Annotated in this window: 10 protein-coding genes; 4 read left to right on the forward strand and 6 right to left on the reverse strand. The window is 58.9% G+C overall.

Translation table 11 applies throughout. The features are described 5' to 3' along the window. Positions 1-59: 59 nt before the first annotated feature. Together JMV15_RS23565 and JMV15_RS23570 are read right to left on the reverse strand one after the other, a co-directional pair. Complete coding sequence (locus tag JMV15_RS23565; protein ID WP_201491932.1) at positions 60-506, reverse strand: NUDIX hydrolase; 447 nt, start codon at positions 504-506, stop codon at positions 60-62. Between the two features lie 204 nt (positions 507-710). Beyond that, on the reverse strand, positions 711-2936 hold the full coding sequence (locus tag JMV15_RS23570) for an NADP-dependent isocitrate dehydrogenase (RefSeq protein ID WP_014718903.1): 2226 nt from the start codon (positions 2934-2936) through the stop codon (positions 711-713). A 483-nt stretch (positions 2937-3419) separates the two neighbouring features. Between JMV15_RS23570 and icd the strand changes: the two genes are divergently transcribed. After that, the gene (gene icd, locus JMV15_RS23575; RefSeq protein WP_005789095.1) at positions 3420-4676 is read left to right on the forward strand and encodes an NADP-dependent isocitrate dehydrogenase; all 1257 of its coding nucleotides are present in this window, start codon (positions 3420-3422) and stop codon (positions 4674-4676) included. Positions 4677-4751: 75 nt separating this feature from the next. On the opposite strand, the gene cspD is transcribed toward icd, so the two are convergent. Then, positions 4752-5012, reverse strand: a complete 261-nt coding sequence (cspD, locus tag JMV15_RS23580) for a cold shock domain-containing protein CspD (protein ID WP_014718902.1) — start codon at positions 5010-5012, stop codon at positions 4752-4754. Between the two features lie 225 nt (positions 5013-5237). On the opposite strand from cspD, the gene clpS reads away from it, so the two are divergent. Beyond that, positions 5238-5606: an ATP-dependent Clp protease adapter ClpS gene (gene clpS, locus JMV15_RS23585; RefSeq protein WP_005789091.1), complete on the forward strand. Its 369-nt coding sequence runs from the start codon at positions 5238-5240 to the stop codon at positions 5604-5606. Between the two features lie 29 nt (positions 5607-5635). Next, positions 5636-7906 carry an ATP-dependent Clp protease ATP-binding subunit ClpA gene (gene clpA, locus JMV15_RS23590; protein ID WP_003192090.1) on the forward strand — a complete coding sequence of 757 codons (2271 nt, stop codon included), beginning with the start codon at positions 5636-5638 and terminating at the stop codon, positions 7904-7906. Positions 7907-8150: 244 nt separating this feature from the next. On the opposite strand, the gene infA is transcribed toward clpA, so the two are convergent. The 3 genes from infA to aat all read right to left on the reverse strand — a co-directional run bounded on the left by infA (position 8151) and on the right by aat (position 9914). After that, a complete protein-coding gene (gene infA, locus JMV15_RS23595) occupies positions 8151-8369 on the reverse strand; it encodes a translation initiation factor IF-1 (RefSeq protein WP_002553999.1) in 219 nt (72 codons plus the stop codon). A 100-nt stretch (positions 8370-8469) separates the two neighbouring features. Beyond that, entirely contained in the window at positions 8470-9177 is a 708-nt protein-coding gene (locus tag JMV15_RS23600; RefSeq protein ID WP_003192088.1) for an arginyltransferase, read from the reverse strand. 56 nt (positions 9178-9233) lie between these two features. Then, positions 9234-9914 (reverse strand): leucyl/phenylalanyl-tRNA--protein transferase, encoded by a 681-nt coding sequence (gene aat / locus JMV15_RS23605; protein ID WP_014718900.1) that lies wholly within the window; start codon positions 9912-9914, stop codon positions 9234-9236. A 474-nt stretch (positions 9915-10388) separates the two neighbouring features. On the opposite strand from aat, the gene ftsK reads away from it, so the two are divergent. Further along, the gene (ftsK, locus tag JMV15_RS23610) at positions 10389-12797 is read left to right on the forward strand and encodes a DNA translocase FtsK (RefSeq protein ID WP_003192084.1); all 2409 of its coding nucleotides are present in this window, start codon (positions 10389-10391) and stop codon (positions 12795-12797) included. Positions 12798-12831: the final 34 nt, after the last annotated feature.

Below are 12831 nucleotides of genomic sequence, written 5' to 3' on the forward strand. Positions count from 1 at the left end.
AGGGTTTCAACGGGTGTCTTGAAAAAGGACGCGATTCTAGCAGGCCTGGGCCCGCAAGGCTAAAGAGAAGGGCGGATCAATTCGAGACTGTGGCATTGGCCGGCCAGATAATCATCGATGCAGCGGATAATCAGCTCGCTGCGCCAGTCGTCGCGCACGGCCATCAGCTCGTCACGGGTCAGCCAGCGGGCGCGCAGGATGCCTTCGTCGAGTTGATAGTCCGGGCGGTGTCTCAGGGCCTTGGCGATAAAGCAGACCCGTTGATAGGTGACGCCATTGCTGGGTGCGGTGTACAGGTAGATGCCGACGATGCCGGTAGCTTCCACGTCCCAGCCGGTTTCTTCCAGCGTTTCGCGCACGGCAGCTTCGGTCAGGGTTTCGTTCGGGTCCAGATGGCCGGCGGGCTGGTTGAGCACGACGCGGCCGCCCTTGAGTTCTTCGACCATCAGGAAGCGGCCGTTGTCTTCGACGATGGTGGCGACGGTGATGTGGGGGAGCCAGGTCATTGCGAACCTCGGTATCTGGAAGGTGGCATGCTCAATGTGGGAGCTGGCTTGCCTGCGATGGCGGTGGGTCAGCTACGCCTGTATGAACTGACAGACTGCAATCGCAGGCAAGCCAGCTCCCACATTGGATTGGGTTTCTTCAATGAAGTCCCTACAAGCAGAAACCCCGGCACTGGGCCGGGGCTTCTTCGCATCCTTACAACCTTACTTCAACTTGGCAATCGCCGCATTGAGGGTGTTGCTCGGGCGCATGGCCTTGCTGGTCAGCTCTGGGTTCGGCGCGTAGTAGCCGCCGATGTCCACTGGCTTGCCCTGTACGGCGTTGAGTTCGGCAACGATGGTTGCTTCGTTCTCGGCCAGGGTTTTGGCCAATTCGCCAAACTGCGCTTGCAGTGCAGTGTCTTCGGTCTGGGCCGCCAGGGCTTGTGCCCAGTACAGCGCCAGGTAGAAGTGGCTGCCGCGGTTGTCGATGTTGCCGACCTTGCGCGATGGCGACTTGTTGTTGTCCAGGAACTGGCCGGTGGCCTGGTCCAGGGTCTTGGACAGTACCAGCGCTTTCGGGTTGTTGTACGTCACACCCAAATGCTCGAGGGACGCGGCCAGGGCCAGGAACTCGCCCAGGGAATCCCAGCGCAGGAAGTTTTCTTCCAGCAGTTGCTGCACGTGCTTTGGAGCCGAACCGCCAGCACCGGTTTCGAACAGGCCACCGCCATTCATCAGCGGCACGATCGACAGCATCTTGGCGCTGGTGCCCAGTTCCATGATCGGGAACAGGTCGGTCAGGTAGTCGCGCAGTACGTTGCCGGTCACCGAGATGGTGTCCAGGCCCTTGCGGGTGCGCTCCAGGGTGAACTTCATCGCATCGACCGGGGCCATGATGCGGATGTCCAGGCCTTCGGTGTTGTGATCTTTCAGGTAGGTCTGAACTTTCTCGACCACCACGCCATCGTGCGCGCGCTTAGGGTCCAGCCAGAAAATGGCCGGGGTGTTGCTGGCGCGGGCACGGTTGACGGCGAGCTTGACCCAGTCCTGGATCGGCGCGTCTTTGGTCTGGCACATGCGGAAGATGTCGCCAGCTTCGACGTTCTGTTCCATCAGCAGGTTGCCCTGGCTGTCGGTGACGCGGACAACGCCGTCAGCCTTGATCTGGAAGGTCTTGTCGTGGGAGCCGTACTCTTCGGCTTTCTTCGCCATCAGGCCAACGTTTGGCACGCTGCCCATGGTGGTGGGGTCGAAGGCGCCATTGGCCTTGCAGTCTTCGATGACCGCCTGGTAGATGGTGGCGTAGCAGCGATCCGGGATCACAGCCTTGGTGTCGTGCAGTTGGCCGTCGGTGCCCCACATCTTGCCGGAGTCACGGATCATCGCTGGCATCGAGGCGTCGACGATGACGTCGCTCGGCACGTGCAGGTTGGTGATGCCTTTGTCGGAGTTGACCATCGCCAGGGCAGGGCGAACGGCGTAGACCGCCTGGATGTCGGCTTCGATCTGCGCCTGCTGGTCGGCCGGCAGGGCCTTGATGCGGGCGTACAGGTCGCCGATGCCGTTGTTCAGGTTGAAGCCGATCTGTTCCAGCACGGTCGCGTGCTTGGCCAGGGCGTCTTTATAGAACTCGGCAACGATCTGGCCGAACATGATCGGGTCGGAGACCTTCATCATGGTGGCTTTCAAGTGAACCGACAGCAGCACGCCTTGCTTCTTGGCGTCTTCGATTTCAGCGGCGATGAAGCTGCGCAGGGCTTTCTTGCTCAGCACGGCGGTGTCGATGATTTCGCCGGCCTGAACGCTGGTCTTTTCCTTCAGGACGGTGGTGGTGCCGTCCTTCGCAACCAGCGCAATTTTGACCGCGTCAGCGGTTTCGATCTGCACGGCTTTTTCGCTGCCGTAGAAGTCGCCGTTGTTCATGTGGGCAATGTGCGACTTGGAGTCGGCAGCCCAGGCGCCCATCTTGTGCGGGTGCTTGCGTGCGTAGTTCTTGACCGACAGCGGTGCGCGACGGTCGGAGTTGCCTTCGCGCAGTACCGGGTTCACGGCGCTGCCCTTGACCTTGTCGTAACGTGCACGGGTTTCTTTTTCCGCGTCGGTGGTTACGGTTTCAGGGTAGTCCGGCAGGGCGTAGCCCTGGGCCTGCAGTTCCTTGATCGCGGCTTGCAGCTGCGGGGTCGAGGCGCTGATGTTGGGAAGCTTGATGATGTTGGCTTCAGGCGTAACGGCCAGGTCGCCCAGTTCGGCGAGGTGGTCCGGGATGGCCTTGGTGCCCAGTTGCTCGGGGAAGCTTGCGAGGATGCGCCCGGCGAGGGAAATGTCGCGGGTTTCCACGGCAATATCAGCGGAAGCGGTGAAGGCCTCTACGATAGGCAGCAGTGAATAGGTGGCGAGGGCTGGGGCTTCGTCGGTGAAGGTGTAGATGATCTTCGAGCGGGTGGGCATATTCGGATTAACTCTCTTCTTTGCTGAAAGCGTGCGCAGAAACTCGAGATGCGCCGGGTAGAGCGCGTTCGTTCAAAGTCATCCATGAGCGAAATGTCGAGGTTTCTTCGCGGTGATGTTGGTTTGCATCAGTCGAGCGTCAAGCGGGTGGGCTATGGTAATAGTCCGGCTTTCTGGCGAAAGGCTACGTTCTAGAGCGGTCCGCCGTCGTGACTCTTTGGTCAGCGGCGGCATTATACATAGGTCGCTATGCTTACGCTGAGCCTTCATACAAAAGGGGGCTCGTCCATTGGTCTAAAGGTCGCAGGTGCGTGGGGTAGTGGGATGTGCTCAAGATTGGCGCTTTTCCCTTTGCTTTCAGGCTTGTAGGCCACCAAATATGCTGTTTTCGATGCAAATGAGCATGGCGTGAGGTTTCAGTCGCCATTTATCTGGAGTAGGCTCGAACGCAGCCAGATGTTCAATCCATAGATGGAGTTCAGCATGGGATACAAGAAGATTCAGGTTCCGGCAGTCGGCGACAAAATCACCGTCAATGCAGACCATTCTCTCAATGTTCCTGACCAACCGATCATCCCCTACATCGAAGGTGACGGTATTGGCGTCGACATCAGCCCGGTGATGATCAAGGTGGTCGACGCCGCTGTTGAAAAGGCTTACGGCGGCAAGCGCAAAATCTCCTGGATGGAGGTGTACGCTGGCGAAAAAGCCACTCAAGTCTACGACCAGGACACCTGGCTGCCCCAGGAAACCCTGGACGCGGTCAAGGATTACGTGGTGTCCATCAAGGGCCCGCTGACAACGCCGGTGGGTGGCGGTATCCGCTCGCTGAACGTAGCGCTGCGCCAGCAACTTGACCTGTACGTGTGCCTGCGCCCGGTGCGCTGGTTCGAAGGCGTGCCCAGTCCGGTGAAAAAGCCTGGCGACGTGGACATGACTATTTTCCGTGAGAACTCCGAGGATATTTACGCGGGCATCGAGTGGAAGGCCGGTTCGCCGGAAGCGATCAAAGTGATCAAGTTCCTCAAGGAAGAAATGGGTGTTACCAAGATCCGTTTCGACCAGGATTGCGGGATTGGCGTCAAGCCGGTCTCCAAAGAGGGTACCAAGCGCCTAGCGCGCAAGGCCTTGCAGTATGTGGTGGATAACGACCGCGACTCGCTGACCATCGTGCACAAAGGCAACATCATGAAGTTCACCGAAGGGGCCTTCAAGGAGTGGGCCTACGAGGTGGCGGCTGAAGAGTTCGGCGCGACTCTGCTCGACGGCGGGCCGTGGATGCAGTTCAAGAATCCCAAGACCGGTAAGAATGTAGTGGTCAAGGATGCCATTGCCGACGCCATGCTCCAGCAGATCCTGCTGCGTCCGGCTGAATATGACGTGATCGCGACCCTCAACCTCAATGGTGATTACCTGTCCGACGCCCTGGCGGCGGAAGTGGGCGGCATTGGTATTGCGCCGGGGGCCAACCTGTCGGACACCGTGGCAATGTTTGAAGCCACCCACGGTACTGCGCCTAAATATGCGGGCAAGGATCAGGTCAACCCTGGTTCATTGATCCTGTCGGCGGAAATGATGCTGCGGCATATGGGCTGGGTCGAGGCGGCGGATCTGATCATCAAGGGCACCAACGGCGCGATTTCGGCCAAGACCGTGACCTATGACTTCGAGCGTCTGATGGATGGCGCTACGTTGGTGTCGTCGTCGGGGTTTGGTGATGCGTTGATCAAGCATATGTAAACAGGCAGAGAAAACCGGCCGCCCTGATGAGTCGGGGCGGCCGGTTTGCTTTGAGTGCTTGATTTCAGTGGCTGGTCAGGCCCGCTGCTTCTCTGATTTTTCTACCTTTGTTTCTTTCACGCCTGCAGTGGCAGGCGCATCAACAATATTTACGGCATGCATGCCTTTTGGCCCTTGAATGATTTCAAAGTTGACACGCTGACCCGCTTTCAGCGTTTTGTAACCTTCCATCTGGATCGCTGAGAAATGCGCAAAAAGGTCCTCGGTCTTGCCGTCTTCAATGACGAAGCCGTAACCCTTGACATTGTTGAACCACTTGACCTTACCACTAGCCATTCCCTTATCCCTCTGCACCAGACTCCATCACTGGAGTATCATCCTGTCTATCCGTCCTAACCCGAATAAATAAGGTTGACTGCGCGGACCTTTTTTACCCACTGTGGGCTCTATTCGTTGTAACACCGTTTCGCCGATAGTCAAGGTGACCAAAGGGTCAGAGTTGAAATTCTGACAGGCCGCCCCCACCACTGTAATTGAACCACTGACGAACCTTTCTTTCCCATGCATGCAAACAGCCAGATTCGACTAACATTCAATCAGGATCGCCCGGATCAGGAACATGACGACGACGGTTCTGCAGGCATTGCTGTTCAGGAGGCCAAGCCTGCTTTACAGGCGCCGCCGATGTACAAGGTGGTTTTGTTTAATGATGACTACACACCGATGGATTTCGTCGTCGAAGTGCTCGAGGTGTTTTTCAACCTGAACCGCGAGTTGGCGACCAAGGTAATGCTGGCCGTTCACACAGAAGGACGGGCAGTATGTGGAGTGTTTACCCGCGACATCGCCGAGACAAAGGCCATGCAGGTCAACCAGTACGCCAGGGAAAGCCAGCATCCGCTACTCTGTGAAATCGAGAAGGACGGTTAACGCCGACCACTTGGGTATGAGGTGAAGCTATGTTAAACCGCGAGCTCGAAGTCACCCTCAATCTTGCCTTCAAAGAGGCTCGTTCGAAGCGTCATGAATTCATGACCGTCGAACACCTTTTGCTGGCACTTTTGGATAACGAAGCTGCCGCCACCGTTCTACGTGCGTGCGGCGCCAACCTCGACAAGCTCAAGCATGACCTGCAGGAGTTTATCGACTCCACCACGCCACTGATCCCCGTGCATGACGAGGACCGCGAAACCCAGCCAACCCTGGGGTTCCAGCGGGTATTGCAGCGTGCTGTGTTCCACGTACAGAGCTCCGGTAAGCGTGAAGTCACGGGCGCGAATGTGCTGGTGGCAATTTTCAGCGAACAGGAAAGCCAGGCCGTGTTCCTGCTCAAGCAGCAGAGCGTTGCCCGTATTGATGTAGTCAATTACATCGCCCACGGTATCTCCAAGGTGCCTGGGCACGGCGATCATTCCGAGGGCGAGCAGGATATGCAGGACGAGGAGGGCGGTGAATCTTCTTCTTCCAGCAACCCGCTGGATGCCTATGCCAGCAACCTCAATGAAATGGCGCGCCAAGGGCGGATCGATCCGCTGGTGGGGCGTGAGCACGAGGTAGAGCGTGTAGCGCAGATACTTGCGCGTCGTCGCAAGAACAACCCGTTGCTGGTGGGTGAGGCGGGCGTGGGTAAAACCGCAATTGCCGAAGGCCTGGCCAAGCGCATTGTCGATAACCAGGTGCCAGACCTGCTGGCCAGCAGTGTCGTCTATTCCCTTGACCTGGGCGCGTTGCTCGCCGGGACCAAGTACCGTGGCGATTTCGAGAAACGCTTCAAGGCGTTGCTCGGCGAGCTGAAAAAACGCCCGCAGGCCATCCTGTTCATCGACGAGATCCATACCATCATTGGCGCCGGTGCGGCTTCCGGTGGGGTGATGGACGCTTCCAACCTGCTCAAGCCGCTGCTGTCCTCCGGTGATATCCGCTGCATTGGTTCGACCACGTTCCAGGAATTTCGCGGCATCTTCGAAAAAGACCGTGCCCTGGCGCGTCGCTTCCAGAAAGTCGACGTGTCCGAGCCGTCGGTTGAAGATACCATCGGCATCCTGCGTGGGCTCAAGGGGCGTTTTGAAGCGCACCATGGCATCGAGTACACCGATGAGGCCTTGCGTGCGGCGGCTGAGCTGGCGTCGCGCTACATCAATGACCGGCATATGCCTGACAAGGCCATCGATGTGATCGACGAAGCGGGTGCCTACCAGCGCCTGCAGCCGGTCGAGAAGCGCGTGAAGCGCATCGACGTGCCTCAGGTCGAGGACATCGTGGCCAAGATCGCGCGGATTCCGCCAAAACACGTCACCAGTTCCGACAAGGAGCTGCTGCGTAACCTGGAGCGCGACCTCAAGCTCACTGTGTTTGGCCAGGATGCGGCCATCGACTCGCTGTCCACGGCGATCAAGTTGTCCCGTGCGGGCCTCAAGTCGCCGGACAAGCCAGTCGGTTCGTTCCTGTTCGCAGGCCCGACCGGTGTCGGCAAGACCGAGGCGGCTCGCCAGTTGGCCAAGGCCATGGGCATCGAGCTGGTCCGTTTCGACATGTCCGAGTACATGGAGCGCCACACTGTGTCGCGCTTGATCGGTGCGCCTCCGGGCTATGTCGGCTTCGACCAGGGCGGCCTGTTGACCGAGGCGATCACCAAGCAGCCACATTGCGTATTGCTGCTCGATGAAATCGAAAAGGCTCACCCGGAAGTCTTCAACCTGTTGTTGCAGGTCATGGACCACGGGACCCTGACCGATAACAACGGGCGCAAGGCGGACTTCCGCAATGTGATCGTGATCATGACCACCAACGCCGGTGCCGAAACGGCTGCGCGGGCTTCGATCGGCTTTACGCATCAGGATCACTCCTCCGATGCCATGGAAGTGATCAAGAAGAGCTTCACGCCGGAGTTCCGCAACCGCCTGGACACCATTATCCAGTTTGGTCGCCTCAGCCATGAGGTCATCAAAAGCGTGGTGGACAAGTTCCTCACCGAGCTTCAAGCGCAGTTGGAAGACAAGCGCGTGCAGCTGGATGTGACGGAAGCGGCCCGCAGTTGGATCGCAGAGGGCGGCTACGATGCGGCAATGGGCGCACGCCCGATGGCGCGTCTGATCCAGGACAAGATCAAGCGGCCACTGGCCGAAGAGATCCTGTTCGGCGAACTCTCCGACCATGGTGGCGTGGTGCACATCGACCTGAAGGACGGCGAGCTGACCTTCGAGTTCGAGACCACGGCGGAAATGGCCTGATCGTTAGCTGCAACATTGCAAAAGGCGCCGAAAGGCGCCTTTTGCTGCCTGAAATACGATTTACGAGGCTGTGACCATCAACTGTGGGAGCTGGGTTGCCTGCGATGGCGGTCCTTCAGTCGCACATCGTTAACTGGCCCACCGCTATCGCAGGCAAGCCAGCTCCCACAGGGTCAAGTGGCGACTGTTAAATCCTGCGCACACAAAAACGCCCGGCATAACCGGGCGTTTTGTATTGACTTGCTTAGCGAGCGCGGTAAGTGATGCGCCCTTTGCTCAAGTCATAGGGCGTCAGCTCGACGCGCACTTTGTCACCGGTAAGAATACGAATGTAGTTCTTGCGCATCTTGCCGGAGATATGCGCGGTTACGACGTGCCCATTTTCCAACTCCACACGAAACATGGTGTTGGGCAGGGTGTCGACGACAGTGCCTTCCATTTCGAAGCTGTCTTCTTTCGACATGCAGTAAAGCCCTCGGTATCCAGTGAATGGCCCGGTGCAACTGCGCCAGGCAAAAGCGGCGTGCATTGTGCCCGAAAAAGGGTGTTCAAGCCAAGGGGTTCTAGTTAAGCGTGACCCATCTTTGATTAATCAGCAGCTCAATGGGCCGATATTGGGTCTTGTAGTTCATCTTTTTGCAGTTCTTGATCCAGTATCCGAGGTACACCGCTTCCAGTTCCAGGCGCAGCGCTTCGCCTATCTGCCACAGGATGGCGAAGCGCCCGAGGCTGCGCCGTTCTTCGGTCGGTTCATAGAAGGTGTACACCGCCGAGAGGCCGTTGGGCAGTAGGTCGGTGACCGCCACGGCCAACAGGCGGCCGTCGAGGCGGAATTCGTAGAACCGCGAAAAGGGCAGGTCACGCACCAGGAATGTGGAAAACTGGTCGCGGCTGGGCGGATACATATCGCCGTCGGCATGACGCTGCTCGATATAGCGTTGGTAGAGATCGAAATATTCTTCGCTGTATTGGGGTTTGGTGGCGTGTACGGTCAGGTCGGCGTTGCGCTTGAGAATGCGTTTCTGGTTACGGTCGGGCGAAAACTGCGCAACCGGGATGCGTGCGGGCACGCAGGCATTACAGTTCTGGCAATGGGGGCGATACAGGTGATCGCCGCTGCGCCGGAAGCCCATCTCGGACAGGTCGGCATACACATGCACGTCCATGGGCTGGCTGGGATCGAGGAACAGCGTGGTGGCCTGCTCGTCGGGCAGATAGCTGCATGAGTGGGCTTGAGTGGCATAGAACTTCAAGCGCGCCAGCTCGGTCATGATCAACCCTCGGGATAAGCTTTGAAATAAGTGTAAGCCACGTGCGCGAAAGTCGCCTAGGAAACCCACGGCCCGGCGTTGGGTTGGTCCAGATGTTTGTCCAGGAAGTCAGCGAAGACGCTGCGCGGTATGCCGCGGGCACCCAGGCTGTGCAGGTGATCATTGGGCATCTGGCAATCGATCAGTACAAATCCCCAGGCTTGCAGTTGCCGGGTCAATGTGGCGAAGCCGAATTTGGAGGCGTTGTCGGCGCGGCTGAACATGGACTCGCCAAAAAACAACTGGCCCATCGCCAGGCCATACAGGCCACCTACCAGTTCGCCCTGGTCCCAGACCTCGACGGAATGCGCGTAGCCACGCTGGTGCAGCTCCAGATAGGCCTGCTGGATGCTTTCGGTGATCCAGGTGCCATCGGCATAGGCACGGGGCGCGGCGCAGGCGTGTATGACGGCGGCGAAATCCTGGTCGAAGGTCACGGTATAGCGCTGCTGGCGCAATAATTTGCCCAGGCTGCGGGAAACATGCAGCTCGTCAGGGAATATCACTGTGCGAGGGTCGGGTGACCACCAGAGGATAGGCTGGCCTTCGGAGAACCAGGGAAAACAGCCATGACGGTAGGCCTGGATCAGTCGTTCGGCCGACAGGTCGCCACCGGCGGCGAGCAGGCCGTTGGGTTCGCGCATGGCCTTGGCCAAAGGTGGGAACGTCAGGGTGTCGCGTTGTAACCAGGTCAGCATGGCATCCAGGCTTACGGAAGGGGAGGGGAGTGGCAGGTCATGTACCTGCACCGCAAGTGTTGATTATTGACGACCCGGCGCCACGGGGCCAGCCCGAATAGGCTATTAACGAGGATTAGCATGAGCGGGTGTTTCTGCAACTCTGCACACAGGGTGTGGTCGTAATCGGGTCTGGCGCATGCCGGCCATTTGCCAAGCTTGCCTGGATTGCTAAATACAGCTCATAAGCCTTTGTCAGCAAAGGCAATGCATGCTCAAATTGTCCGTGCAGTCAGGTGAAGGGCAAGTGCGTGGCATCGCGCACGCAAACCCGTACAATGCGGCCATTGTGGCGTTATCGCCATTTCACCTATCCGTCACCGGATGTTAAAAGTAGATTCAGCAACATTCGTTCATTTTTCAGCTGCTCCGGATAGAGCAGTCGTGTAGTCATTTAACAGATGGACGCGCTAAAGGCGCAGGAATAGACCCGTTTTGAAGAAATCCGCCGCAGCACCTAAAGCAGCAGTCGTACCGGCCTGGCGCCAGCACCTGCATTACCGACTCAAGGAAGGCGCACTGATTGCCATCGGTGCGCTGTGTCTGTTCCTGATGATGGCCTTGCTCACCTATGGCAAGGACGATCCGGGCTGGAGTCATAACAGCAAGATCGATGACGTGCAGAATTTCGGCGGCCCTGTAGGTTCTTACAGCGCCGATATCCTCTTCATGATCCTGGGTTACTTCGCCTACATTTTCCCGCTGTTGCTGGCGATCAAGACCTGGCAGATCTTCCGCCAGCGTCACGAGCCGTGGCAGTGGAGCGGCTGGCTGTTCTCCTGGCGCCTGATCGGCCTGGTGTTCCTGGTGCTGTCGGGCGCTGCGCTGGCGCATATCCACTTCCATGCACCGACCGGCTTGCCGGCGGGCGCGGGCGGGGCTCTGGGCGAAAGCCTCGGCGACCTGGCACGCCGTACCCTGAATATCCAGGGCAGCACCCTGATGTTCATCGCGCTGTTCCTGTTCGGCCTGACGGTATTCACCGACCTGTCATGGTTCAAGGTGATGGACGTGACCGGCAAGATCACCCTCGACCTGTTCGAATTGTTCCAGGGCGCCGCCAACCGCTGGTGGGCCGCCCGTGTCGAGCGCAAGCAAATGGTGGCGCAGTTGCGTGAGGTTGACACCCGTGTCAACGAGGTGGTGGCTCCAAGCACGCCGGATCGACGCGAGCAAGCCAAGGTCAAGGAGCGCTTGATCGAGCGCGAGCAGGCCCTGAGCAAGCACATGTCGGACCGTGAAAAGCAGGTGCCGCCCGTGATCGCCCCGGCACCGCCCAAGGCGCCGGAGCCCAGCCATCGCGTGCAAAAAGAGAAGCAGGCACCGTTGTTTATCGACAGCGCTGTCGAAGGCACCTTGCCGCCGATCTCGATTCTGGACCCGGCCGAAAAGAAACAACTCAACTATTCCCCCGAATCCCTGGCGGCTGTCGGTCACCTGCTGGAAATCAAGCTCAAGGAGTTCGGCGTCGAAGTGTCGGTGGACTCGATCCATCCGGGCCCGGTGATTACCCGTTACGAAATCCAACCGGCCGCCGGGGTAAAAGTCAGCCGTATTTCCAACCTGGCCAAAGATTTGGCACGTTCCCTGGCCGTCACCAGCGTGCGCGTGGTGGAAGTGATCCCGGGCAAGACCACCGTGGGTATCGAGATCCCCAACGAAGACCGGCAGATCGTGCGCTTCTCCGAAGTGCTGTCGACCCCGGAATACGACAACTTCAAATCGCCGGTCACCCTGGCGCTCGGCCATGACATCGGCGGCAAGCCGGTGATTACCGACCTGGCGAAAATGCCGCACCTGCTGGTAGCCGGTACCACCGGTTCCGGTAAGTCGGTAGGTGTGAACGCCATGATCCTGTCGATCCTGTTCAAGTCCGGGCCGGATGACGCCAAGCTGATCATGATCGACCCGAAGATGCTGGAACTGTCGATCTACGAAGGCATCCCGCACCTGCTGTGCCCGGTGGTTACCGACATGAAGGACGCCGCCAACGCCCTGCGTTGGAGCGTTGCCGAGATGGAGCGCCGCTACAAGCTGATGGCGAAGATGGGCGTGCGTAACCTGTCGGGCTTCAATGCCAAGGTCAAGGAAGCCCAGGACGCCGGCACACCGCTGACCGACCCGCTGTACAAGCGCGAAAGCATTCACGATGAAGCACCGCTGCTGACCAAGCTGCCGACCATCGTGGTGGTGGTCGATGAATTTGCCGACATGATGATGATCGTCGGCAAGAAGGTTGAAGAGCTGATCGCCCGTATCGCCCAGAAGGCGCGGGCGGCGGGCATCCACTTGATTCTCGCGACCCAGCGGCCGTCGGTGGACGTGATCACCGGCCTGATCAAGGCCAACATTCCGACGCGCATGGCGTTCCAGGTCTCCAGCAAGATCGACTCGCGTACCATCATCGACCAGGGTGGCGCCGAGCAACTGCTGGGCCACGGTGACATGCTGTACATGCCGCCCGGGACCAGCCTGCCGATTCGCGTTCACGGCGCCTTTGTTTCCGATGACGAAGTCCACCGTGTGGTCGAAGCCTGGAAACTGCGCGGCGCGCCGGAATATAACGACGACATTCTCGCTGGCGTGGAAGAGGCCGGCAGCGGCTTCGACGGTGGCAGCAGCGGTGGCGACGATGATGCTGAAACCGACGCGCTCTACGACGAGGCCGTGGCCTTCGTACTGGAAAGCCGCCGTGCCTCGATTTCGGCGGTGCAGCGCAAGCTTAAAATCGGCTACAACCGCGCCGCCCGCATGATCGAAGCCATGGAAATGGCCGGCGTCGTGACCGCAATGAACACCAATGGCTCGCGTGAAGTCATCGCCCCTGGGCAGATGCGCGACTGATTCCGCGCCGCGTGGCAACACGCGGCGTGCCCTG

Origin of the sequence: Pseudomonas paracarnis (assembly GCF_904063055.1) — a bacterium.
In the GTDB taxonomy this organism is placed as follows: Bacteria; Pseudomonadota; Gammaproteobacteria; order Pseudomonadales; family Pseudomonadaceae; genus Aquipseudomonas; species Aquipseudomonas paracarnis.